The following is a 24,118-nucleotide window of genomic DNA, read 5'->3' on the forward strand; positions in this document are numbered from 1 at the left end:
ATGCGCATCGACGCTATTTCGATCTTCCCCGATTATTTTCAAGCGCTAGATCTTTCGCTACTCGGCAAAGCCCGCGAGAAAAACATCATCGATTTTTCAGCTCACGATTTACGTGATTACACCCACGATAGACACCGAACCGTAGACGATACGCCTTACGGCGGTGGTGCTGGCATGCTTATGAAACCCGAGCCTTGGGGTGAGGCTTTGGACGACATCTTGCCTGCCGACAAATCCGCCATTGTCATTTTTACCTCTCCCGCCGGAGAGCAATTCAAGCAGTCGACCGCGGTCGAACTAGCCCAGGCATCTCATCTCGTTTTTGCCTGCGGTCGATATGAGGGCATTGATCAGAGAGTCGTCGATTACGCGGCAACCAAGGCTTCAGTTCGCCTAATTAGTCTCGGAGACTATGTTCTAAATGGCGGAGAAGTAGCTGCCTTGGCCATGATTGAGGCGATTTCGCGGCTCATTCCGGGGGTTATCGGAAATGCCGAAAGCCTAATCGAAGAATCCCATTCTGATGGATTACTTGAATACCCCAGCTACACAAAACCAGCATCTTGGCGCGGGTTTGATGTTCCTGAGGTTTTGCTCAGCGGAAACCACGCACTGATTGCTAGTTGGCGACGCGAGCAGCAGATCGAAAGAACCCGGATGGTTCGACCCGACCTGTTGCCGAAAAGCGATCAATAGGTCTAAACTTTATAAGTTGTCTGCCGATGAAAACTCTGCCGCAGGGGAGTTTTCGGCCAAAGGACATCGAATCATCAAACTAAACCGTTATTGACCTGCGCGCAGTAGCAGAGAGTGATAAAAGAATGCACATTCTTGACGTCGTAGATGCAGCCTCGCTGCGTTCAGACATTCCAGACTTCCGTGTTGGTGACACCGTAAAGGTTCACGTAAACATCGTTGAAGGTAACCGCAGCCGTGTCCAGGTTTTCCAGGGCATCGTAATTCGCCGCTCGGGCGACTCGGTTCGCGAGACCTTCACAGTTCGAAAGATCAGCTTCCAGGTTGGCGTCGAGCGTACTTTCCCAGTGCACTCGCCAGTCATCGAGAAGATTGAACTTGTTACTCGCGGTGACGTTCGTCGCGCGAAGCTCTATTTCTTGCGCGATCTTCGTGGCAAGAAGGCAAAGATCCGCGAAAAGCGCGACAACGCCAAATAACCTTAGAGCATGACAAACCTCGGGCAGTTCGAAGGCCCAAAAAGAAGAGCACCACGCTCGCCGCTAGCAACAAAATGGCGTAGGTTCAGAAAAAACGTATTTGTTTCTCTGGCCATCGACCTTTTAGTAATAGTGGGCACGGCGTTGGTGCTCTCTCTCTTAATCAAGACGTTCCTGATTAGGTCATTTTTTATACCTTCAGGTTCGATGCTTGAAACCTTGCAAATCGATGACCGAATTATTGTCAACGAGCTGGTCCCCGATATTGTGCCGCTCAATCGCGGCGACATCGTAGTTTTCAAAGATCCGGGTGGCTGGCTTGGGCTGGCTCCTGAAATACAACTAGATCCACTTTCGGCTGCCGGAGAGTGGTTGCTGTCTGCGTTTGGAATTGCTGCCCCAGACAGTTCTCAGCATCTGGTCAAAAGGGTGATTGGCCTGCCCGGCGACCATGTTGTCTGCTGCGATGTTGATGGCAAACTCACGATTAACGGACAACCGATTACCGAACCTTACTTAGCCCCAGGTGCGAAACCATCCGAGGTTGAATTTGATGTTGTTGTTCCCGAAGGATCATTTTGGGTAATGGGCGATAATCGACCAAACTCCGAAGATTCGCGTTTCCACGACGATCTGCCATCAAAGGGATTTGTTGGCGCCGAATTTGTGGTCGGCCGGGCATTCGTAATCAGCTGGCCTTTCAGCAATTTCACCTGGCTCGACAACTACCCAGATGTCTTCAAAGACGTTCCCAAGCCTTGAATTTGAGCGCAGCCAGTTTGCTGGTCGCGCTAGGTACCTGATTGGTATCGATGAGGTTGGGCGCGGGGCAATTGCTGGTCCGGTAGCGGTTGGCGCAGCAATAATCGATTTGCAAAGCGAATTGCCTTGGCCTGCGGGTCTGGCTGACTCGAAGTTGCTTTCCGAGCGTCAGCGCGAAAATTTGTTTGAACCGGTGTCGAACTGGTCGGTGGCGTGGGGAGTAGGTCAGGTCTCGGCGCAAGAAATCGATGAGCGCGGCATTGTCTGGGCGCTGGCCAAATCTGCTGAGCGGGCGCTGGACCAGGTTTTAGCCAGCCCCGAGTTCAGATCCCAACTAGTTAGTGACGGCGCCGCAGTGCTGTTAGATGGCAGCCACAACTGGCTTGGCGAATCGGCTATGGGGCTACCGGTAACAGTTCGACCTAAAGCCGACCGCGATTGTGTCAGCGTTGCCGCAGCTTCTGTGCTTGCCAAGGTTACCCGCGACCGACTGATGATTGACCTGGCAAAGTTGCACCCGGCCTATGGGTTCGAGGGGCACAAAGGCTATGCGGCTGCGAAGCACATCGACGCGATTCAGACCTATGGCCCCAGTGAGGTGCACCGAATATCTTGGCTAAGCAAAATACTCGCTGGGCCAAATTTGTCCCCGAACGAATAGACTTGCAGCGATGGATGAAAACGAAATTGACGACTACGATCGAGCCGCGGAGCTGGCGCTGTACCGCGAATACCGCGATGTCGTAGACACTTTCAAATATGTGATTGAAACTGAGCGTCGTTTTTATCTGGCCAATGAGGTTGACCTGCAGCGAATCGATGCGGGCAACGATTTTTACTTTGAGATCACAATGACCGATGTTTGGGTCTGGGACATCTATCGAACAGATCGTTTTGTCAACAAAGTGCGCGTGCTCACCTTTAAGGACCTAAACATCGAAGAGCTTTCGGGCAAGGCATTCAATTTGCCGAAAGAGCTTGCTGTCGGCGAATAGGTTATCCACAGAAACCTAAAATCCCCCCGTTTCAAGGTCGGGCCTAATTCATCATTGGCCCATGAATCAAATTCAAGAACTGGGTAAAGCCGGTGAAGCCCTTGCCGTTGAATTCTTAGAGCAGCGCGGCTACTGCGTAATCGAGAGAAACTGGCGCACAAATTTTGGCGAAATAGACATAATTGCCACCACCGCAACTCACTTAGTGTTTGTTGAGGTAAAGACCAGAAGCGGGCTTGGCTTTGGCCACCCCTTCGAAGCAATAACGCCGGCAAAAATTGAACGAATGCGAAAGCTTGCTCACGCCTGGTGTCGGCAAAATGCCAGTTACGGTTTCAAAATTCGGCTCGATGCAATTGCCATCCTGGTGTCAAACGGCAAGGGCCACGTCGAGCATCTCAAAGCGGTGTATTGATGACCATCGCAATCGCTAACGCAGTTTCACTGTTGGGGCTCAACGGGCAAATTGTCAAAGTCGAGGCTGAGGTTGGTTCCGGGCTGCCAAGTTTTTCGCTGGTGGGCCTACCCGATGCCTCACTCAGTGAAGCGAAAGATCGAGTCAAGACTGCTATCTCCAACAGTGGTCTCGAATGGCCCCTTCGAAAGGTTCTCATCAATCTTGCGCCGGCAAGCACAAAAAAACACGGTTCCAGCTTTGACCTTGCAATTGCGGTCTCTGTGCTGGCAAGTTCGGGGCAAATTCGGCAACTAGATCCGTACTCTATTTTTCTAGGCGAGCTCAGCCTCACCGGTTCGGTCAATCGGGTTAGTGCGGTTTTACCTTCGCTGCTCGCGGCTAAAAAGTTAGCCATCACAAGGGCTTTCGTTCCCGAAGAAAATTTTGCCGAGGCAAAACTTGTCAGCGACCTTGAAGTCATTCCCATAAAAAATCTGCTGCAGATCGCAGCGATGCTGGGTGCCAAAAATGTATCCGTCCCAAACTACGAACCCCCGCTCGAGCAGCAGGTTACCAAGACAAGCCCGTCGGTACTTGCGCCTGACATGGCAGATGTGCAAGGTAATTCGCTAGCCATCTGGGCCTGCACGGTGGCTGCTGCAGGAGGCCATCATCTTCTGCTCGTTGGCCCACCAGGTGTCGGCAAAACACTGATCGCCTCGCGAATCCCGACAATTTTGCCACCGCTCACGCACGATGAATTACTCGAGTCAATTGCCATAAGGTCTTTGGCAGCCAAGACTCTAACCGCTCAATGGGGTCGCGATTTGGCCGATCTAAGTCGGGCTTTTGAAGCGCCACATCACTCCGCCAGCGCAGCGGCGCTGATCGGAGGTGGCATGGCCAATCCGGTTCCCGGAGCCATTTCACTGGCGCACAACGGGGTGCTGTTTTTAGATGAGGCACCAGAGTTTGCCCAAAACGTTCTCGAATCTCTGCGGCAACCGCTTGAATCGGGTGAGGTTTCGATTCGTCGCTCCAACGGCTCGGCAATTTTTCCAGCAAAGTTTCAACTGGTGCTTGCCGCAAATCCGTGCCCATGCGGTTTTGCCCTCGGTGGATCACAAAAGTGCAGTTGTTCGGCATCAGCGCGCACTCGGTATCAGGCGAAACTATCCGGCCCATTACTTGACCGAGTCGACATTCGATTTGTTATGGCTCAAAGTTCGAAAACCGCCACCGAGCCTGCGGCCAGTTCCAGAGAAATTCGCGAGCGAGTAATCGCAGCTCGAAAAATCTCGGCCAACCGGTTAGCCAAGTATGGGCTTAGCCTCAATTCGCAAATTCCACCGAAATTGCTTCGCACCAACTTTCGCCTCGACAATCAAGTTGCTCAGAAACTCAATTTCGCTCTACAGCGCGGCACGATTAGTCAACGAGGGTTTGATCGTTGCCTTCGCTTAGCCTGGACAATCGCCGATCTAAATAATCACGAGCAGCCAACCAAAGACGATCTTGACGGTGCCTTGCTGCTGCGCGGCTCAGATCAGCCTTTGGGGGTTGGCATATGACTGATACCGCCGAAGCCATGCTTGACAAATTACCATCGGTCGGGCTCGAAGACTTGCGACAAATCAACTGGGCAGATCCCGGAGAGCAACTTGAGCATTTTGCTCGAATTGCTCTCTCAGTATTTTCCGAACCGTCTGATTCGCATATGGCGTTCCTAATAGCCACCTTTGGTGCGGTTCGAACACTTAGTTTGTTGCTCGGGGTTGATTCAATTTCGGCTTTGCAAGAGGAGTTTTCGCTGACTGCAGATGACGAAGAGTTCGCAACTAAGCATCAACGCGCTGTGCAGCGATATCAGCCCAGAATTTCACTGCGATCGGTGCAGAACGCAATCGCGATAACCCAAGCAAATAAAGCCCGCACTTTACTGCCAAGTGATTTGAGTTTTCCATTCGGCCTTCACGACTTAGACAATCACGCTCCCTGGCTGCTTTGGTCTAAAGGCAATTTGAGTGAGGTTAGTTGCGAGTCGTCGGTTTCAATCGTCGGCACCAGAACAGCCTCTGAATATGGTCGAAACTGCACCCGGCTCTTTTCAGAAATTGCAGCACAAGAGAATTTCACCGTTATTTCTGGGGGAGCGTTAGGTTGTGATGCCGAAGCTCATACTGCTGCAATCGAAGCGGGAGGAAATACAGTTGCCTTTTTTGCAGGCGGTATTGATTTGCTTTATCCGTGGCAAAACCAAGATCTATTTCAAAGAATCATCTCTCACGGCCTTCTAATCAGTGAGTCGCCACCCGGTGTGGCACCAACGAAATGGCGGTTTCTGCGACGCAATCGACTCATAGCCGCAGCATCTCGGGCAACCCTGGTGGTAGAGGCTGGTTGGCGCTCGGGCACCCAAAACACTGCCAACGCAGCCGCTGGACTGGGCCGAGATGTGGCAATAGTGCCTGGCCCCATTGATTATTTCGGATCCCAAGGAAGCTTCCGCATTTTCAGTTCGATGCCGACATCTCTGGTTTATGACAGAGAAAGTTTCTTAACATTTCTGGGTCGCGATGAACTGCCCACCGAGGCCAGGGTGGCAGATTTTTTAGGAAGCCTAGATTTGCGTTGTCTCGATGCACTTACCGCAACTCCCAAAAGCACTTTAGCTTTGGCTAAAGAATCTGGCATGAGTGAGTTCGAAACGAATATGGCTCTCGCTTCCTTAGAACTCGTCGGGCTGACCAAACGGACATCGGGTGGTTGGCGTCGGGATAAACCAAAAGTTGCTAAACCAGACCATTAGGCTTGCCACGTGGTTACTTTCGCCGCTGCAGTTAATAGTTTTAGCGACTATCTCAAACACGAGCGCGGCTATTCGAACAACACGGTCAAGGCCTATCTGAACGACTTGGCCGACTTGCAAGGTGTTTTGGATGACTACCTAACTGAAGATCTGAGCCTGATAAGTACCGAATCGCTTCGAGAATGGCTGTGGCAGCTGAATCAGCGCGACTTGGCCAAGAGCTCTATTGCCAGGAAAAGTGCCTCGATCAGAGCATTCTTTGCCTGGGCAAATGACAAAAAATTGGTCGATCAAAATCCTGCAGCTCGGCTAAAGTCGCCAAAAGCTTCTAGAACTCTGCCCAAAGTTGTTTCGGCAACGGCTATCAATGAATTACTAAACGAAATGGCAGTCCAAGCCCAAGGATCAGATCCCCAGTTGATGCGCGATTATGCCGTTGTCGAACTGCTCTATTCGAGTGGTCTTCGAGTTAGCGAATTAGTCGGCCTCGATCTGGACAGTGTTGATTTTTCCAGAAACTTGCTAAGGGTAACCGGCAAAGGCTCTAAAGAGCGACTGGTGCCTTTTGGTGCTCCAGCAAAACACGCGGTTGAAAATTGGCTAGTTCGCGGTCGTGAAACTCTGCGTCATGAACAGCTAACTGACGCGTTGTTTTTGAATTCGCAAGGTAAACGATTGGGCGTGCGCCAGGTTTATTCGCTGGTAGCTAAGCAGTTGTCCCAAACTCCAACAGGTGCCGCCGGTCCACACTCGCTTAGACACAGCGCCGCAACACACCTTCTTGACGGTGGTGCTGACTTGCGCGCGGTCCAAGAACTGCTGGGACATGCCAGCCTAGGCACGACACAGATTTACACCCACGTTTCAATCGACCGCTTGAAGTCCGGTTATAAATCTGCGCATCCACGAGCGTAATTGCACGTGCGGTCGAGATAAAGCAACTGACGCTAGAACTAAAAGGCTCAAAAGCCGAAGGTAATTCAATTGACCGAGCCGAAACTCTTGAGCCTGCTTAGTTGAATTTCACCGTAGGCAATTTCGGGGCTCAGATATCCCAGTTCACTGCGTAGTGAAAAGTGCAGGCAGGGTGGTAATTCACAATGCCAAACATAGTTTGTGGCCGGGGTGCAAACTACTCCAACGAGTTCGCCTCGCTTAACAGAATCGCCTTTTTTGAAGGATGAGCAAACCGGTTCGAATTCGGAACGGAAGCCATTTGGGTGTTCGATAGAAACTAACGACCTTGAGCCCAGAACCTGGCTGTAAATAACATAGCCATCTTCTGGACTAAACACTCCTGCCGAGATTTTCGTGTTCAGATCAATGCCCCGGTGTCCTTGGGAGTATTCGGTTTTGGGGGCCATAAAAGGTTTCACGATGGGCCCAGGTTTAGCTGTTGGCCAAGACCAGTCGAGGCCCGCATCGAATTTGCCTGAATAGGGCAGCGGCTGGATGCGATTCTGCTCAGTGGCAGATAACACTGTTTGACTTGCCGATTGGGGTACTGGTTGGCCTTCGGTCAATACTTGAGATTTGGCCAAAAAAGTTGGCTGAATCGGCGGCAAGGCCACAATGCCGATAAGCATGGCCGCACCCAAGGTTAAAAACTTCATGAAACAAGAATGAACTTTCTGTAAACCAGGCGACCGAGTCGCTAAAAAACTGTGGAAAACTCGGGCTTGACCCTGCTATCCTTGAGAAAGCGGCGTTTTCTGCTTAATCAATCTTGATTTTCAAATCACGTCGACTACGCGTGTCGAACCAGATATTGCTTGCATCAGTCCATTTAGTTGGCGCAGCAAGTCCGACACCAGGTGTCTCGTGCAACCGCGCGAAACAAATAACTGAACCGGCGCATTTTTGCGCCACAAGAAAGGCACTGCCATGGCAGTAGTAACCATTCGCCAGCTGCTCGACAGCGGCGTCCACTTCGGTCACCAGACCCGTCGCTGGAACCCTAAGATGCGTCGTTTCATTCTGACCGACCGCTCGGGTATCTACATCATCGACCTACAGAAGTCATTGGCTCACATTGACCGCGCTTACGACTTCGTAAAAGACACCGTTGCGCACGGTGGCAGCATCCTGTTTGTTGGTACCAAGAAGCAGGCTCAGGAAGCAATCGCAGAGCAGGCTCTACGCGTTGGCCAGCCTTACATCAACCAGCGCTGGTTGGGTGGTCTTTTGACCAACTTCCAGACCGTGCAGAAGCGTTTGGCTCGACTAAAAGAACTTGAGACCTATGATTTCGAAGATGCTTCAAAGTCTGGTTTGACCAAGAAAGAACTGCTAATTCTTCGTCGTGAAAAAGACAAGCTAGAGAAGGCTCTTGGCGGTATCCGCAACATCAACAAGACTCCTTCGGCAATCTGGGTTGTTGACACCAACAAAGAGCACCTTGCTATCACTGAGGCCAAGAAGCTTGGCATTCCAGTAATCGGCATCCTAGACACCAACTGTGACCCTGACGATGTTGCTTACGGCATCCCAGGTAACGACGATGCAATTCGCTCAGTTCAGTTGCTAACCCGCGTTATCGCTGATGCTGTTGCTGACGGCTTGATCGCTCGTCACTCAAAGCCTGAGGCTGCAGAAGAGCCACTTGCTGAGTGGGAGCGCGAACTGCTAGAGCAGGGCGCCGCCGCCACCGAATCAGCAGCTACCGAGCCAGCAGCCGAAGTTGCTGCTCAGCCTGAAGAAGCAGCAGCAGCTGCAGTAGAGGAAAAGAACTAATGGCAAATTACACAGCCGCAGATGTAAAGGCACTTCGCGACAAGTCGGGTGCCGGCATGATGGACTGCAAGAAGGCACTCGATGAGTCAAACGGTGACGTTGAGAAGGCTCTAGAGTTCCTGCGCGTGCAGGGCCTAAAAGGTGTTGCAAAGCGTGAAGGCCGCACCACCAGCAACGGTTTGGTTGTTGCCCGTGTAAACGGCGGCACCGGCTACCTACTTGAGCTTGCTTGTGAAACCGACTTCGTTGCCAAGGCAGAGAAGTTCGTTGCTCTAGCCGAGAAGCTCGCTGACGCAATCGTTGCAGCAGCGGCAACCGATCTAGATTCAGCTTTGGCTGCACCGCTAGATGGTCGCACCGTTGCTGAAGTTATCAACGATGAAGCAGCAATCATGGGCGAGAAGGTAGAACTTCGTCGCGTAGCCGTTGTCAACGACGTAGCTGTCGACGCTTACCTACACCGCACCAGCAAAGACCTACCTCCACAGGTTGGTGTTTTGGTTGCCTTCTCGGGTGCAGATGCAGCTACCGCTCACGACGTTGCAGTGCACATCGCTGCATTCTCGCCAAGCTACCTAACTCGCGAGGATGTTCCTGCCGAGATCGTAGAAACCGAGCGTCGCGTGGCTGAAGAAACCGCTCGCAATGAAGGCAAGCCTGAAGCTGCGCTCACCAAAATTGTTGAGGGTCGCGTTACCGGTTACTTCAAAGAAAACGTTTTGGTCGACCAAGACTATGCAAAAGACAACAAGCAGTCAGTGGGCAAAGTGCTCGAGTCTGCAGGTATCAAGGTTTCGCAGTTCGTGCGTTTCCGCGTCGGTGCATAACTAAAAAATCTTGAGAATGGCTCGGTCTTTCGACCGGGCCATTTTCATACTCGGCCTAGGATAGAACCTAGGAATATTCAGCACGGAGGGTCACATGCCACACAAAAAGCGCCGAGTTCTACTTAAGCTCTCGGGTGAGGCTTTTGGTGGCGGAACTCTCGGTGTAAACCCCGACGTTGTGGCAGAAATTGCCCGTGAAATTGCCGAGGGAGCCAAAGACGCTGAAATTGCGATTGTGGTTGGCGGTGGCAATTTCTTCCGTGGAGCAGAACTATCTCAGCGAGGCATGGAAAGATCTCGAGCCGACTACATGGGAATGCTCGGCACCGTGATGAACGCACTTGCTCTGCAAGACTTTCTTGAGCAGGCCGGTGTTAGCACCCGAGTTCAGTCGGCAATTTCAATGGCCCAGGTTACTGAGGCCTACATCCCACTTCGTGCCATCCGTCATCTTGAAAAAGGTCGAGTTGTCATTTTCGGTGCCGGTGCTGGTTTGCCTTACTTTTCTACCGACACGGTAGCTGCTCAGCGTGCGCTAGAGATCAAAGCAGATGAAGTTTTGGTTGCTAAGAATGGCGTAGACGGCGTTTATTCGGCCGACCCTAAAAAAGATCCTGCCGCTGTAAAACTTGACCAAATCACCTACCAAGACGCTCTGGTTCGCGGCTTGAAAGTGGTTGATGCAACCGCATTTTCGCTCTGCATGGACAACAAAATGCCAATGCGAGTTTTCGGCATGCAGGGCAAAGGAAACGTCACTCAGGCAATCCGCGGTGCCGCAATTGGAACTTACGTATCGGCTTAGGCCCAAACAGGAGAAAAAATGATTTCAGAAATTCTGGCAACCGCTGGCGACAAAATGAACAAGGCGGTAGATGCCGCAAAAGAAGATTTTTCTAACGTGCGCACCGGCCGCGCCAACCCTCAGCTATTCCAAAAAGTGATGGTTGACTACTACGGCACACCAACACCGTTGGCTCAGCTTGGCCAGTTGGCAAACCCCGAAGCCCGCACCATCGTGATTACCCCTTACGACAAGTCAGCTTTGGGTGCGATTGAACGTGCACTTCGAGAAATGCCAAACCTGGATGCAAACCCGCAGAACGACGGCAACCTAATTCGCGTGACTTTGCCAGACCTAACCGAAGAACGCCGCAAAGAATACGTAAAAATCGTGAAGGCTAAGGCCGAGGATGCCCGGGTCGCGGTGCGAAACATTCGCCGCAAAGGAAACGACGATTTGGCTGCGCTAAAGAAGGACGGGCTTGCCGGCGACGATGAAATTAGCCGTGGTGAGAAAGAGCTTGACGCCCTAACCAAGAGTCACGTAGATGCGATTGACGAAGCGCTGAAGCGCAAAGAAGCCGAACTGCTCGAGGTTTAATGTCTGAAGCAACCAGTACTCAAGGCAGATCTCTTTCGAAATCTGTCGTGGTTGGGCTCGGCCTGGGTGCAGCTTTCCTGCTCTCCATCCTGGTTTACAAAGAAGCTTTTGTGGTTTTGGCTGCTGTGGCAGCTGGTGCGGGAGCCTGGGAGCTATCGACCGCTCTGCGCGTTAAGGGCTGGTATGTGCCACGAGTTCCTTCAGTTGTTGGGTCGGTGCTCATCATGCCGGCAACCTATTTTGGTGGGCCAACAATGCAGTGGTTGGAGTCTCTGGCTACTGTCGCAGCTCTAATCTTGTGGCGTTCAGTTCACCTGCTCTGGGAACGCCGAAAAGATTTGACGCAAACTCTTCGGGAAACAGTTCGAGATTTTGCGGCGGCGGCCTTCCTCGTCATCTATCTTCCGCTGATGACATCTTTCACCATGCTGCTGCTGGCCCGGGAAGATGGAACCGGCTGGGTGCTGACCTTGGTGGTTACCGTTGCCTTGATTGACACTATGGGATACCTGGTCGGACGCAAGCTTGGTCGCACGAAAATGGCACCCGGAGTTAGCCCAAAGAAATCTCTCGAAGGACTTGCTGCATCAATTGCTGCCGGATCAATTTCAGCCGTCGCCTTCACCTGGGGTTTCTGGCAGTTGAACATTTTTGGCGGAATCCTCTTGGCAGCAATAATTCTTTTTGCCGCGGTTTTCGGAGATTTGGCCGAATCACTCATTAAGCGCGATCTCGGCTTGAAAGATATGAGCGCCTTACTGCCCGGCCACGGAGGAATTATGGATCGACTCGATTCAATCCTGCCATCCTCGTTGGCGGTTTACCTTTTCGTCATTTTCATTTTTCCGCTTTTCACAGCGTGAAACAATAGGCCTATGAGCTTTGAATTTCCCCGAGCAGCCGGCAACCGTCGCGGCTATGCTCCTGCCCAGGTGGATGCACTTATCGAACGAGCCAGACTTCAGCATCAGAATCCCGACCAGGCAGTCATTTCAGCCAGTGAACTGCGCAATGTCGAATTTGATTTTGAACCCGGCGGATACCTAATTGCGGCGGTAGATTCAGCAATCGACCGCCTCGAAGACTCATTCGCGGCCAAAGAAATAGCCAGGTTGCGCGCCAATGCTTCCGAACAGGCCGTAGCCGATCGTCTGCAACGGGTTACCGACATTATTTTGGGGCGACTTAGCCGAAAGCACGGCAGAAAATTTGCAAAAACTGGAATTCTGTTGCGCGGCTATTCAAGGCGTCAGGTCGATCGACTCTGTGTTGACATAACCAACCACTTTGAGAAAAAAGCAGCTCTAGATTTGAATTCGGTTCGTCGAGCAACTTTCAAGTCTTCACGAAACGGCTACCGTGAGGCGCAGGTTGATGCCTTTATTGATCGGGTAATCGAAGCGCTGCAAATCGAGAAAAACAGCCGACCCTGACTCAAATGAAAAAACGCAGCCTCACGCGAACTCTGGTGTCAGTTTTCACCGCGATCGCGTTGCTGAATTCAACACCGGCTATAGCAAGTGATTTACTTCAGCGTGACACTGTTCAAGTTGTCGCCCCGCAAGAGCGTGTTTTTACCCAAAGCAAACTTGCTAGTGCAGTTTTGCAGACTCTCACGGTAAAGGGGCGAGCCCCCAAAACCGGCTATGAGCGGGCCAAATTCGGCGATGGCTGGGGCGATGCTGCCAACGGATGCGACATGCGCAACGAGATTTTGAAATGGGATTTACGGCAAGAAAAATTGCGTGCTGGCGATAGTTGCATTGTTGAAACAGGAATTCTCCGAGACCCATACACTGCTAAAACTATAAAGTTCGTGCGCGGGGTGAAGACTTCGAGTTTGGTTCAAATCGATCATGTTGTCTCACTAAGTGATGCCTGGCAGAAGGGTGCTCAACAGTGGACGGACACCAGGAGAGAACAGTTTGCCAATGACCCGCTCAACCTATTGGCTGTTGATGGCCCAACCAATGCCCAGAAAAGCGATTCCGATGCCGCATCCTGGTTGCCGCCAAACAAGGCCTATCGCTGTGCCTTCATTGCCCGGCAGATCGCGGTGAAGGCAAAATACAGGGTTTGGGTGACAGCCGCTGAAAAGAAAGCCATGGCTGGCATAATATCTGCCTGCCCAAAACAGGCTGTACCAAATTGATGGCTGAAGGTAAACTGAAGTTTTGGCAAGTGAGGTGATTTATGGGTAGACACGAAGCAGAACACATTTCGGTCGCAAACCGCATCACCGTCAAAATAGACGAAAAATTAGCCGGAACCCGTTTCACGCGTCCTCGGTTGCCAAAGCTAAAAAAGCACGCTTTTCGACCACTCTGGGGTTTTCTGTTTTCTACCTCGTTGCTTTTGGTTTCTGTGGTTGACCCCTATTCCGGAACCATTGCCAGTGCTGACACTCTGGTCTTTTCTGGTGAAAGCGAGCTTCCAGAAGAGACTTACGGGTTCGCTCAGACTCAAACCATTTCTTATGCCCGCGGTGGATTCAACATAGTTACCGGTTCTGAAGTAACCGCCATGTTCGTTGCCGATGCAGGTGTACCGCAAGCCGGCACCGCAAAGGCATACGCACGTGATTTTCTGACCCAGGTCGAGCTTGGTGGCTCAGAGCAATATTCTTGCCTGGTAAAGCTTTGGGAACGTGAGTCTAATTGGCGTTATAACGCTAAAAATAAATCATCCGGCGCCTACGGTATTCCACAATCTCTACCCGGGACAAAGATGGCTTCAGAGGGCGCAGACTGGCTAACTAACCCAGAAACACAAATTCGATGGGGCATCAAGTACATCAAGGGTCGTTACGGTTCACCCTGTGGGGCATTGGCGCACTCAGACAAAAAGGGCTGGTACTAATTGCCCCGCTCAAACCGTCCTCGAAATGCAAAAAAGGCAGAGCCGGTCGAACTAAATCTTGCGTTGATCAAGACTGGTTTTCGCAAAACTGAAATCAAGCGTGGTACCGAGTACACCGTGCAAAGCACCACCGGGCTCAACTCTGAGGATGACAAGAGTTGGGTTTGCCCACATTGCCAGATCCAGATCGCCAAGGGGACAGCTCACCTTGTTGCTTGGGATACCATCCGTGGGGTTGAAACTAGAAGACATTTTCACAGCAATTGTTGGAAGGCATTTCAGGGAGTACTGCTTTGAGCGAATTCGTTGAAATACGTTCAGGGGTGGAACTGCCTTCTGTTCGCACTGAATTTAATTTACAGACCGAAGATGGTTTGAATTTGGTTGGGGAGTTGGCTATGCCGATTTCTAAGTCGCCGGATGCAACCCTGATTACTCTGCACCCGCTGCCCACCCACGGCGGCTTTATGGATTCTCATGTTTTCAAAAAGGCAGCGAACCGACTACCTACCCTCGCGAATTTGGCCGTGTTGCGCTTCAATACTCGCGGTACCGAATCACCACGTGGGAAAAGCGAGGGTGAATTCGGCGACGGCATTAGTGAGGTCTACGATGTTCGCGCAGCCGTGCACTACGCGCAATCGCTGGGTTTGAAAAATCTTTGGTTGGTGGGTTGGTCTTTCGGTACCGAACTTGCTTTGAAATATGGGCTCGAACACGATGTTGAGGGCATCATCCTGCTTTCGCCGCCTCTGCGCCGAACCACTAACGAAGAATTGCTGCGCTGGTCCTCGGCGGCTAAAAAAATTGTGGCTATTGTTCCCGAGTTAGACGATTATTTGCGACCTGAAGAGGCCAAAATGCGGTTTGCTCCGATACCTCAAGCCGAAGTGCTCGGAATTGACGGAGCAAAACATCTGTGGGTGGGCGAGGTTTCGACGGCTCGTGTCTTGAATGAGATTGTGCGAATTACCAACCCGAAGCACTATCCACTGCCTTCGGTTTGGCAGCAGTAGCAAGATTTTGCACTGGTGGTTATCTCGCTAGTTGCTGTCTTGGCGAGGCACCCAGATTTGGCGAATAATCAAAATGATTGACGCAGCAACCGGGATGGCAATTAGCGCTCCCATCACACCGAGCAGTGCTCCTCCGGCTAGAGCGGCAACCACCACCACTGCTCCGGGAACAGCTACCGCTTTGCTCATAATTCGAGGACTGAACAGGTAAGCCTCCACCTGCATGTAAATCAAGTAGTAGATTGCCGCGATGAGCGCGGTAGTGGGCGAGACGCTAAGCGCTACAAGGCTAACCAGCACAGCCGCAATAATTGGGCCAATTAGAGGTATCAATCCGAACAAGAAGACCAGTGCCGAAAGGACTAGGGCGTAGGGGATACCCAAAATTGTCATCATGATCAGGCTGGCAATGCCGGCCAGCAGGCCTATCGCGACCTGACCCATGACATAGCGTCCGATCGATTCGGCAATCTGCTCGGCAATCTGTTCGAAGACTTTGCGGCGGCTAAGCGCAACTAGCGAATAGACCCAGCTCTTGAATCTCTCCAGCGAGGCCATGAAATAAACACTGAGGATGACCACCACAATTGCTCCGAAGAAGCCATTAAAGATGGTGAGGCCAACCTGAACTACTCCACCGAGCATGGTGGGCCAATTCTGTGAGTCGGCTAGGTATGCGCCGGCACGCTCGAGCGCATCAACAATCACGCCATCAAACTGCTGATCCATGGCCCTAACCCATTCGAGTTGCGTGAAGCCAGCAATTAGGTTCGGAACCGAGTCGATAAAGTGTGCGGCCTCAGTAGCGAGGGTGGGAATTAGGTTCCAGAGCAGTAATCCAAAAAAGCCGAAGATTGTCACTGCGACCAGGGGGATAGCTAGGTTGCGGTTGAGCCCCAAGCGAGTTACCCGCTTCACTAAAGGGTCGAGCCCCAAAGCGATGAAAATAGCCGCGAAAACATAGGCAATGATGTTGGCAATGGTGGCGACTGCGCCCCCAATCAGGATTGCTGTCAGCACGCCCAGGCCACCGAGCAGGCCTATTTGGAAGGCGTTTGTGACTCTGATGTTTCCTTGCATGGTATCTAACCTAGTTTCTAGGGGTCGTTATCGCTCTAAGACTTGTCTCAAGTTGCGAAGGTAAACTTCGACTGATTCGCGTTCGGCCTGAATTCTTGACAGCTCGAAATTGGCGGCATCCAGTTTTGCTTGCGCTTCGCTGCGAGCTTGGCCGATTAGGTTTCTCGATTCTGCTTCAGCTGCCGCCACAATTCCATCTGCTTTTTTGCGAGCTTCACTGGTGATTTGCTGAGTAATCGAAATGGCCGCTGCCTCCAAAGTTTCGGCTTCAAGTTTGGCCGCATTCGCTCGGATTAGGGCCGAGGAAAGCTGGGCATTGGCGTCATCTAGGTATTTCTGAGTGGCAGCAACAGCTTCCTGGTGCTTAGCCAGGTATTCAGCTTCCGCCTCGGCACGGCGTGCCGTTAGTTCAAGGTCGAGGTCGATGCGGGCCTGTTCGGTCACTATCGAGATAGCGTTTTCAAGGTCGTTTGGGGAGCGAAGTTGTTTAGCGGCAATCAGTTTCTGCTCAGCTAACTGGCGTTCAACGTTTGCCTTTAGCGACTCGACTTCGCGTTTAGCGTTGGCACGCATCTTGGCTACTTCGGTAGAAATTGCGCCACGGATAGAGCCGGCATCACGAATTGCTTCATCGGTTAAGCGGGCGGCCTCGTCTTTGGCTCGCTTAATAATTTCGTCGTAATCTGCCCGGGCTGAGCTCAAAATGCGATCGCTGCGGCGTTGAGATTCTGCCACCAGTGAATCGTAGAGACCCTGAGCTTCACCGGTTACCGAATCGGCCTCTTTAGTTGCCGCGGCAATAATTCGCTGTGCTTCTAATTTGGCTTCGCTTACCAGATTCTGAGCCTGATCCTCTGCCGTGCTCAAAATGAGTGCGGCTCTGGCACCCACTCCTGAATAGCTTGGGTCGCCGGCTTCTGCCAAACGCGCCTGAGCTTCATCCAGTTGTCGGTTGAGTTCTTTAAGTTGAGCCAGCATGTTGGCATTTTGCGCCGAAAGATGAAGGATTTCTTTGCGCAGGTCAAGGATTGCATCGTCAACAGCGCCGCGCTCATAGCCACGCATTACGAGCGGAAATTCAGTTTCTTCGCCAGACAAAGAGCGGCTCCTAGGCACTTGGGTAGACTTTAGGGCAGGTAAAAAGCCTGAACCAAAGTCTACCCGATTGGATTTTCAATGCGCTTTGTAATTGCTGCTGCGCTTTTTGTCCTTTCGGTGGTCGCGCTTCTTGTTGGTTTAGCTGAGCGCACGATTTGGGCCCCAGCACCCACCATTGCCAAGACAATTACCCTAGACACTCAAACCCCTTACCTGGTGATTCCAAATGAGACCCTGCGCCTAGCTGCGGGAAACCCAAAAGTCACTGCGACAGGAAGCGACAAGGTGTTTATCGCCTATGGCCGGCAAACAGATGTTGAGGCTTGGGTTGGCGATAACACTCGCGGCATCATTTCTTTTGACGCGCAGTCTGGCGAGCTGTTTGAAGAGGTCGTAACCGCTGGGCGCGATTTGGCTTCTCCGGTGGGTTCCGACCTTTGGCGCTATGAACAATCTGGTGAACAAACGGCAACCCTGGCAGTAAGTGTCGAGGATGAGTCTGGGGTGCTAATTGCCAGCGACGGTCAGGCTGATGCGCCCACCCAGGTTCAGCTTGTTTGGCCAGTAGATCACGACCTTTACTGGTCAAATTTTTGGCTTATTACCGGTGCTGTGCTTCTCACGGCTGCCATGATTTTGAATCTAATCGCCTATCGAATTCAGCGCCGAAATCGAGGGCCGCGTCGACGCACTCCGGCTCCGCCGAAACCACCACGGTATCGGGTGAAGCGCAAACCAAGCCAAGCACCGGTGCGTGGCCGCAGATCGGCTAAACGACGGATGGTTGCTTTCGTCGGCGGAATTTCGATGCTTTCGCTACTAGCCGGCTGTACTCCGAATCCTCAAGCCACAGAGAGTGCCTCACCATCGCCAAGTGCCAGCGCGATTGAGGTCGCCCCTGCGGTGATCACTTCGGCCCAGTTGACTCGAATCGTGGGCCAGGTTTCTCAGGTTGTTGCTGAAGCTGATGAGGTTTCTGACAAGAAACTCTTAACCCCGCGAGTGGCCGGTCCGGCATTTAGTCTGCGCGCAGCTCACTACGTGTTGCGCTCGAAATCAACGTCGATTGAGGCGCTACCGGCCATCGCAGCGGCGCCAATATCATTTAGCTTGCCAGCGGCCAGTACCTCTTGGCCGAGAACGGTTATGGCGGTGACCGACGCCGAGGGCGAAGAAACCTATCCGCAAATGCTGGTTTTGCAGCAGGAGAGTCCACGCACAAACTACAAGATGATTTACAACATCCGATTAATACCGGGTGCAGAAATCCCTGAGGTTCCGGCTACCGAACTCGGAGCAATTCCGGTCGACTCTTCATCGCTGTTCCTCAAGTTGCCACCGATTGATCTGGCTGCGTCCTATGGTGACGTGCTAAACAACGGTATGGCGAGCCTCAATGCAGGCCTCTTCGATTTAGAGAATGATGCCTACTATCAGCAGGTTTCGAAGAGCCAAAAAGATCAGGTTGCTAATTTGCCCGATGCCAACATCACATTTGCTCACGCACTAGGCGATGAAAAAAATGTGCTGTCGTTGAGTACCAGCAATTCCGGCGCTTTGGTCGCGGTTTATCTGACCGATATCTACACAATCAAACCTAAGAACCGAAATTCTGCGGTTGCGGTGACGGGTCTAGAAAAGATTTTGCTGGGGGCCGATGGTTCCACCAAGGGTGTGCGCACTCTTTACGGAAACATGCTTTTGTTCTACGTTCCAGCAGTGGCAGATGAGAGCGGGATTCGACTGCTCGGAGCCACACAAGGATTACTTTCGGTTAGGAGTCTCTAATGGATCCACTTAGTCGGGCGTCGCTGGCCTCCGCCGTAGATTTGTCGAGTCTTAGAAACAAACCCGCTGCAACAGGCGAGAATGCTGCACAATCGGGCAGCACCATCGCGGTTCCTGATGTCGTGGCTGTAGCAACCGAAGAGAATCTGCGTAGTTTTGTTGCGGTGTCGAACTCGGTTCCAGTGGTTATCGAGTTTCACGCATCTTGGTCTGAGCAGAGTGCGAGCCTAAAAACAAAGCTCGAATCAGCTGTGCGCTCGATGTCACCAAGGTTGCTACTGGTCAGAATTGACGCAGAGGCCAACCCGCAGTTAACTCAGGTTTTTGGGGTTGCAGAAATCCCAGCGGTGGTTGCCCTGATCAAGGGTCAACCGGTCCCGCTATTTAACGGTGACCAAAGTGCTGAGGCAATTTCTGCGGTGATGAACAGGCTCATCGAGGTCGCTACCGAGAACGGTTTAGCCGGCACGCTCAAAGTCTCGACAGAAACCAAAGAGGCTGCCGAGCCGATGCTGCCGCCGTTGCACCAAGCGGCCTACGACGCCATTGGTAGCGGCGACTACCAGGCGGCTAAAACGTTCTATGAGAAAGCCATAGCGCAGAATCCCGCTGACAAATTAGCGCAGGCTGGTTTGGCTCAGGTCGGCTTGCTAATTAGAACCCAAGACACCGATTTCGAATCGGTCGTTTCGAGCCCTGCCGTTACCGATGAAGAAGTTTTGGCAAAGGCAGACGCACTGGTAGCGATTGGCCAACCCGCTGCCGGATTTGCCACAATTCTTGATGCTTTCAGCGCAAGTGAGCATAAAGACATTCTTCGGGCTCGATTGCTTGAGCTGTTTGAAGTTATCGGTGCTGAAGATGAATCGGTGATCAACGCTCGCAAGCGATTGACCATGTTGCTGTTTTAACCGAATTACCTAACTAATCCGGTAAATCAACTTCATGCAGTTAGGCCTTGGCGGGCCTAAACCAGACTGCTGCCAACGGTGGAACTGAAATTTTTGCCGAGTAGGGCTGTGCGTGACTACCTTCGGCCGAAGCAGTAATTCGACCGAAATTGCCAACCCCAGAGCCACCAAATTCGCTAGCATCGGTGTTCAAAATTTCATCCCATTCTCCTGGCAGCGGCAAGCCCAAGACAAAATCATGGTGCGGTTGGCCAGCAAAATTTATCACTACGACGATTGGGGTCCCAGCCTCATCCCAGCGAATAAAACTGATGAGATTCGCGCTAGAGTTGCCGCCATCAATCCAGGTAAAACCAGTTGATTCGTGGTCTAGCTGCCAGAAACTCGGGTTTTCTAGATAAAGCTTGTTCAAAGTGCTGACCAGGCTTTGCAGTGCTCGGTGGCTGGGCTGGTCAAGAATCCACCACTCCAAACCGCGTTCTTGATTCCATTCAGATTGCTGACCAAATTCGGAACCCATGAACAACAGCTGCTTTCCCGGATGAGCCCACATGAAAGCCAAATAGGCGCGCACATTGGCCAGTTGTTGCCAACGGTCACCCGGCATTTTAGAAAGTAGCGAGCCTTTGCCATGCACTACTTCGTCGTGGCTTATCGGCAAGATGAACTTTTCGTTGTAAGCGTAGAGCATTGAGAAAGTCAGATCACCGTGGTGGTACGAACGGTATGCCGGATCTTTTTCCACGTAGCGCAGGGTGTCGTTCATCCAGCCCATGTTCCACTTGAAGCCAAACCCTAAGCCGTTGCTGTCGGTTGGAGCCGAAACCCCGGGCCAACTGGTTGACTCTTCGGCAATCATCATGATGCCAGGGTTTCGACGGTAGGCAGTTGCGTTTACCTCTTGCATGAATTGAATGGCGTCGAGATTCTCACGTCCACCGAATTGGTTAGGCAGCCATTCGCTACCCTCTCTCGAATAGTCGAGATAGAGCATTGAGGCAACGGCATCGACTCGCAAACCGTCAACGTGAAACTCTTCGAGCCAGTAAAGGGCGTTGGCAACTAAAAAGTTCTTGACCTCGGTTCTACCAAAGTCAAATATGTAGGTTCCCCAGTCTGGATGTTCACCCCGGCGTGGGTCGGCGTGCTCGTAAAGCGGTTCGCCGTCGAATCTCGAAAGTGCCCATTCGTCTTTTGGAAAGTGTGCTGGCACCCAATCCAAGATCACGCCGATATTTTCTTGGTGCAGGCGATCGATTAGATATTTGAGGTCGTCAGGGCTGCCAAATCGACTCGTTGGTGCGTAGTAACCGGTGACCTGATAACCCCAGGATGGCGCATACGGGTGCTCGGCCAGTGGCATAAATTCGACGTGGGTGAACCCCGTCTGCTTCAGATAAGGAATTAGTTCATCGGCGAGGCTTCGGTAATTGAGGCCTAGTCGCCAGGAGCCGGCATGAAGTTCGTAAATTGACATTGGACTCTTTAGAGCATCGCGTTTTGCTCTTGCTTTCAGCCATTTTGAGTCTTTCCAGCTATGTTTCGACTCGGTGACAATCGATGCGGTTGCCGGAGGAACCTCGGTGGCTCTAGCCAACGGGTCAATTTTTGTGACCCAGTTACCATTTTTAGTTAAAATTTCGTATTTATATTTGGTTCCAATCCCAACGCCTGGGATAAACAGTTCCCAGACTCCACTTGAGCCCATGACTCTCATCGAGTGGGCAACGCCGTTCCAGTGGTTGAAATCACCGACGACTCTGACCGCCTTGGCGTTTGGTGCCCAAACCGCAAATCTGGTGCCGTGACTTTCACCTAGGTCATCAGAAATTTGGTGGCTGTGCGAACCTAGGGCCTGCCACAACTGCTCGTGTCGCCCCTCGGCAATCAGGTGCAGATCGAATTCACCCAAAGTGGGCAGGTGGCGGTAAGGATCATCAACCAACCATTCAGCTTCACCATCTTGATTGTCATAGGCTGCGACGATTCGGTAGGCGGGGGCTTTGTTTGCCTTGATGAAGCCTTGCCAAACTCCGGTACTCAAATGCGTAAGTGAGATATCGCCGACCTTGGTGCGCGCCGAAACTGATTTTGCCAAAGGCTTCAAAGTTCGAATTACCCAGCCATCTAGATGCGGATGGATACCTAACAGGCTGTGGGGTTCATGATGCGAACCATGGGCAACGCTGCTGACAAAATCGCTGGCAAGTTCGGGGAAGTTGGAATCGGTTTTTGTCATGGACATCAATTCTTTAGTGAGCTTTGCCAATATGAAAAATGTGCGCGGGGTTTGCGAAGGCATCCAGGCGAACGTAATTGTGAGTCGACCACCGGTATTTTTCGCCGGTGAGTAGGTCGGTTACATCAAATTGCGAATCAACCGGAAGTCCAAGTTTCGTCAGGTCTAGGTGCACCATCGTCTCGCGAACTGCGTGCGGATCAACGTTCGCAACAACTAAAATCGCATCCGCTTTGCCATCTGGGTTGTGCTCGGCAGCCAGGTATTTGCTGTAGGCGATGATCGCCGAGTCGTCGGTGTGGTGAAACTCAATGTTTCGCAGTTGCTGCAAACTCGGATGAGCTGCGCGGATTTGATTCAGTCTTTTTATGTAGCCGGTGATGCTGCGCCCAGATTTATCGGCGGCAGCCCAATTGCGAGGCTTGTATTCGAATTTTTCAGAATCGATGTGTTCCTCGGCGCCGGGGCGGGCTACCGACTCGACCAACTCGTATCCGGCGTACATTCCCCAACTTGGTGCAGCCGTTGCGGCAATTGCAGCACGAATTTTGTGCGCAGCCGGACCGCCAAATTGCAAGTAAGGGGTCAAAATATCTGGAGTGCTGACCCAAAGGTTCGGCCTAAAGAAATCAGCGCTCTCCCTCGCTAGCTCAGTGAGGTAGCTTTCCAGTTCGTGCTTCGTGTTGCGCCAGGTGTAGTAGGTGTACGACTGTTGGAAACCCGCCTTGCCCAGCGCATGCATCATGGCTGGTTTGGTGAATGCCTCAGCCAAGAAGATGACCTCTGGGTTTTCTGCGTTTACCTCGGCAATTAACCACTCCCAGAAATTAACCGGTTTGGTGTGAGGGTTGTCGACTCGGAAGATTTTTACACCCTTATCAATCCAAAAACGAATGATTCGCAAGGCCTCCTGATAAATGCCCGCTGGGTCATTGTCGAAGTTAATCGGGTAAATGTCTTGGTACTTCTTTGGCGGATTTTCCGCGTAGGCGATGCTGCCATCGGCGCGCGTTGTGAACCAGGCTGGATGCTCCTTGACCCAAGGGTGATCTGGGGAGGCTTGCAGCGCAAAATCCATCGCTATTTCTAAGCCAACTTTTTTAGCCGCTTTGACAAATTTCTCAAAGTCTTCAACTGTGCCCAGATCGGGGTGAATTTCATCGTGCCCACCAGCTGAGGAGCCGATTGCCCAGGGCGAACCGGGGTCTTGTGGCCCTGCGTTTAGGGTGTTGTTCGGTCCTTTTCTAAACGACTCTCCGATCGGATGAATCGGCGGTAGGTAGAGCACGTTGAAGCCCATGTCAGCAACGGCTGCTAGCCGCTTGGTTGCAGACTTAAATGTTCCCGAGATCCAGCTTTGTTTCTTTTCGTCGAATTTTGCGCCTTCGCTGCGAGGAAAGAACTCGTACCAGGCGCCTGCGCCAGCAAGCTTGCGCTCACAGTTGATCTCAAGTTGTTCGCTTTCGGTGACCAGGCTCTTCACCGGGTTATTCCAGAAGTAATCGAGCACCGCTGCGGTTTCTACCTCGGCCAATCGCGCAGCTGCCGACTTTGTTTCGTCCGCAAGGATGGCGATCACCGATTCAATCAGGGCTAGCCCGGATTTGCCACGGCCTTTCTCAAGTTTTGCCCGATTTAGCAGAGCAATACCCTCAAGCATCATCAGTTTTTCATCAACGCCAACTGCAATTTTTACGGTCGCATTGTGGTGCCAGGTATCGAAGTCGTCGGCAAAAGCTTCAATTGAAAATCGGTGCGTGCCCAATTCAGAAAGCTGAACACTTGTCTGCCACTGGTCGCTGCCCGGGGCACCGGAGACTAGGCGGTGGCGCGATGTTTTTTTGCTGGGGCTGACCAGGACCAGTTCGGCGCCGAGAGAGTCGTGGCCTTCACGAAATACCTTTGCGCTGAAGTTGATTACCTCAGTCTCGAAGGCTTTTGCAGGCCAGCGACCAGAATCAACACTTGGTCGAATATCCAGAATTGGGATTCGGCCGAACGGCTTTGGGTGGCGATAACTGATCTGATTTTGCTTAGTCACAACT

26 protein-coding genes are annotated in these 24,118 nt (G+C 52.0%); 20 read left to right on the plus strand and 6 right to left on the minus strand.

The features are described 5' to 3' along the window. From trmD to A4Z71_RS02395, 9 genes are all read left to right on the plus strand, one after another. Positions 1-696, plus strand: coding sequence for a tRNA (guanosine(37)-N1)-methyltransferase TrmD (trmD, locus tag A4Z71_RS02355; RefSeq protein ID WP_070954363.1), 696 nt, complete (start codon positions 1-3; stop codon positions 694-696). Positions 697-821: 125 nt separating this feature from the next. Continuing rightward, positions 822-1,175 (plus strand): 50S ribosomal protein L19, encoded by a 354-nt coding sequence (gene rplS / locus A4Z71_RS02360; RefSeq protein ID WP_070954364.1) that lies wholly within the window; start codon positions 822-824, stop codon positions 1,173-1,175. Between the two features lie 9 nt (positions 1,176-1,184). Beyond that, positions 1,185-1,937: a signal peptidase I gene (lepB, locus tag A4Z71_RS02365; RefSeq protein WP_070954365.1), complete on the plus strand. Its 753-nt coding sequence runs from the start codon at positions 1,185-1,187 to the stop codon at positions 1,935-1,937. After that, positions 1,909-2,598 (plus strand): ribonuclease HII, encoded by a 690-nt coding sequence (locus A4Z71_RS02370; RefSeq protein ID WP_070954366.1) that lies wholly within the window; start codon positions 1,909-1,911, stop codon positions 2,596-2,598. The genes lepB and A4Z71_RS02370 overlap by 29 nt, the downstream gene beginning before the upstream one ends. Positions 2,599-2,608: 10 nt before the next feature. Continuing rightward, on the plus strand, positions 2,609-2,932 hold the full coding sequence (locus tag A4Z71_RS02375) for a DUF2469 family protein (RefSeq protein ID WP_070954367.1): 324 nt from the start codon (positions 2,609-2,611) through the stop codon (positions 2,930-2,932). Positions 2,933-2,993: 61 nt separating this feature from the next. After that, complete coding sequence (locus A4Z71_RS02380; protein WP_070954368.1) at positions 2,994-3,347, plus strand: YraN family protein; 354 nt, start codon at positions 2,994-2,996, stop codon at positions 3,345-3,347. Then, complete coding sequence (locus A4Z71_RS02385; protein WP_070954369.1) at positions 3,347-4,900, plus strand: YifB family Mg chelatase-like AAA ATPase; 1,554 nt, start codon at positions 3,347-3,349, stop codon at positions 4,898-4,900. Before A4Z71_RS02380 ends, A4Z71_RS02385 begins: the two co-directional genes overlap by 1 nt. After that, entirely contained in the window at positions 4,897-6,138 is a 1,242-nt protein-coding gene (locus tag A4Z71_RS02390; RefSeq protein ID WP_070954370.1) for a DNA-processing protein DprA, read from the plus strand. Before A4Z71_RS02385 ends, A4Z71_RS02390 begins: the two co-directional genes overlap by 4 nt. 9 nt (positions 6,139-6,147) lie before the next feature. After that, positions 6,148-7,053: a tyrosine recombinase XerC gene (locus A4Z71_RS02395; protein WP_070954371.1), complete on the plus strand. Its 906-nt coding sequence runs from the start codon at positions 6,148-6,150 to the stop codon at positions 7,051-7,053. Between the two features lie 65 nt (positions 7,054-7,118). On the opposite strand, the gene A4Z71_RS02400 is transcribed toward A4Z71_RS02395, so the two are convergent. Next, entirely contained in the window at positions 7,119-7,751 is a 633-nt protein-coding gene (locus A4Z71_RS02400) for a M23 family metallopeptidase (RefSeq protein WP_070954372.1), read from the minus strand. Between the two features lie 271 nt (positions 7,752-8,022). Here A4Z71_RS02400 and rpsB point away from each other — a divergent pair, with 271 nt between their 5' ends. The 8 genes from rpsB to A4Z71_RS02440 all read left to right on the plus strand — a co-directional run bounded on the left by rpsB (position 8,023) and on the right by A4Z71_RS02440 (position 13,941). Further along, positions 8,023-8,871 carry a 30S ribosomal protein S2 gene (rpsB, locus tag A4Z71_RS02405; RefSeq protein ID WP_070954373.1) on the plus strand — a complete coding sequence of 283 codons (849 nt, stop codon included), beginning with the start codon at positions 8,023-8,025 and terminating at the stop codon, positions 8,869-8,871. Beyond that, positions 8,871-9,698, plus strand: a complete 828-nt coding sequence (tsf, locus tag A4Z71_RS02410; RefSeq protein ID WP_070954374.1) for a translation elongation factor Ts — start codon at positions 8,871-8,873, stop codon at positions 9,696-9,698. Before rpsB ends, tsf begins: the two co-directional genes overlap by 1 nt. Positions 9,699-9,792: 94 nt before the next feature. Then, positions 9,793-10,503 (plus strand): UMP kinase, encoded by a 711-nt coding sequence (pyrH, locus tag A4Z71_RS02415; RefSeq protein ID WP_070954375.1) that lies wholly within the window; start codon positions 9,793-9,795, stop codon positions 10,501-10,503. Between the two features lie 18 nt (positions 10,504-10,521). Beyond that, the gene (gene frr / locus A4Z71_RS02420; protein WP_070954376.1) at positions 10,522-11,082 is read left to right on the plus strand and encodes a ribosome recycling factor; all 561 of its coding nucleotides are present in this window, start codon (positions 10,522-10,524) and stop codon (positions 11,080-11,082) included. After that, on the plus strand, positions 11,082-11,945 hold the full coding sequence (locus tag A4Z71_RS02425; protein ID WP_070954377.1) for a phosphatidate cytidylyltransferase: 864 nt from the start codon (positions 11,082-11,084) through the stop codon (positions 11,943-11,945). Before frr ends, A4Z71_RS02425 begins: the two co-directional genes overlap by 1 nt. 12 nt (positions 11,946-11,957) lie before the next feature. Then, positions 11,958-12,515 carry a DivIVA domain-containing protein gene (locus A4Z71_RS02430; protein ID WP_070954378.1) on the plus strand — a complete coding sequence of 186 codons (558 nt, stop codon included), beginning with the start codon at positions 11,958-11,960 and terminating at the stop codon, positions 12,513-12,515. A gap of 5 nt (positions 12,516-12,520) precedes the next feature. Then, complete coding sequence (locus A4Z71_RS02435; RefSeq protein WP_070954379.1) at positions 12,521-13,234, plus strand: HNH endonuclease family protein; 714 nt, start codon at positions 12,521-12,523, stop codon at positions 13,232-13,234. A 41-nt stretch (positions 13,235-13,275) separates the two neighbouring features. Further along, positions 13,276-13,941 (plus strand): aggregation-promoting factor C-terminal-like domain-containing protein, encoded by a 666-nt coding sequence (locus A4Z71_RS02440; RefSeq protein WP_070954380.1) that lies wholly within the window; start codon positions 13,276-13,278, stop codon positions 13,939-13,941. A 51-nt stretch (positions 13,942-13,992) separates the two neighbouring features. Here the strand turns inward: A4Z71_RS02440 and A4Z71_RS07015 are convergent, their stop codons facing one another. Continuing rightward, entirely contained in the window at positions 13,993-14,193 is a 201-nt protein-coding gene (locus A4Z71_RS07015; RefSeq protein WP_145943888.1) for a hypothetical protein, read from the minus strand. A gap of 41 nt (positions 14,194-14,234) precedes the next feature. Between A4Z71_RS07015 and A4Z71_RS02450 the strand changes: the two genes are divergently transcribed. Then, positions 14,235-14,957 (plus strand): alpha/beta hydrolase, encoded by a 723-nt coding sequence (locus A4Z71_RS02450; RefSeq protein ID WP_070954382.1) that lies wholly within the window; start codon positions 14,235-14,237, stop codon positions 14,955-14,957. Between the two features lie 27 nt (positions 14,958-14,984). Here A4Z71_RS02450 and A4Z71_RS02455 read toward each other — a convergent pair whose 3' ends face one another. Both A4Z71_RS02455 and A4Z71_RS02460 read right to left on the minus strand, forming a co-directional pair. After that, on the minus strand, positions 14,985-16,037 hold the full coding sequence (locus tag A4Z71_RS02455; protein WP_084028388.1) for an AI-2E family transporter: 1,053 nt from the start codon (positions 16,035-16,037) through the stop codon (positions 14,985-14,987). Between the two features lie 27 nt (positions 16,038-16,064). Further along, positions 16,065-17,135 (minus strand): DivIVA domain-containing protein, encoded by a 1,071-nt coding sequence (locus A4Z71_RS02460; protein ID WP_070954383.1) that lies wholly within the window; start codon positions 17,133-17,135, stop codon positions 16,065-16,067. 78 nt (positions 17,136-17,213) lie between these two features. Between A4Z71_RS02460 and A4Z71_RS02465 the strand changes: the two genes are divergently transcribed. Further along, entirely contained in the window at positions 17,214-18,923 is a 1,710-nt protein-coding gene (locus A4Z71_RS02465; RefSeq protein ID WP_070954384.1) for a DUF8094 domain-containing protein, read from the plus strand. After that, entirely contained in the window at positions 18,923-19,834 is a 912-nt protein-coding gene (locus A4Z71_RS02470) for a tetratricopeptide repeat protein (protein ID WP_070954385.1), read from the plus strand. Before A4Z71_RS02465 ends, A4Z71_RS02470 begins: the two co-directional genes overlap by 1 nt. Before the next feature lie 40 nt (positions 19,835-19,874). Here the strand turns inward: A4Z71_RS02470 and glgB are convergent, their stop codons facing one another. Beyond that, entirely contained in the window at positions 19,875-22,082 is a 2,208-nt protein-coding gene (gene glgB / locus A4Z71_RS02475; RefSeq protein WP_418219385.1) for a 1,4-alpha-glucan branching protein GlgB, read from the minus strand. 4 nt (positions 22,083-22,086) lie between these two features. Next, positions 22,087-24,114, minus strand: a complete 2,028-nt coding sequence (locus A4Z71_RS02480; protein WP_236858549.1) for an alpha-1,4-glucan--maltose-1-phosphate maltosyltransferase — start codon at positions 24,112-24,114, stop codon at positions 22,087-22,089. Positions 24,115-24,118: the final 4 nt, after the last annotated feature.

It is taken from the genome of Candidatus Rhodoluna planktonica (genome assembly GCF_001854225.1).
Classification (GTDB): domain Bacteria; phylum Actinomycetota; class Actinomycetes; order Actinomycetales; family Microbacteriaceae; genus Rhodoluna; species Rhodoluna planktonica.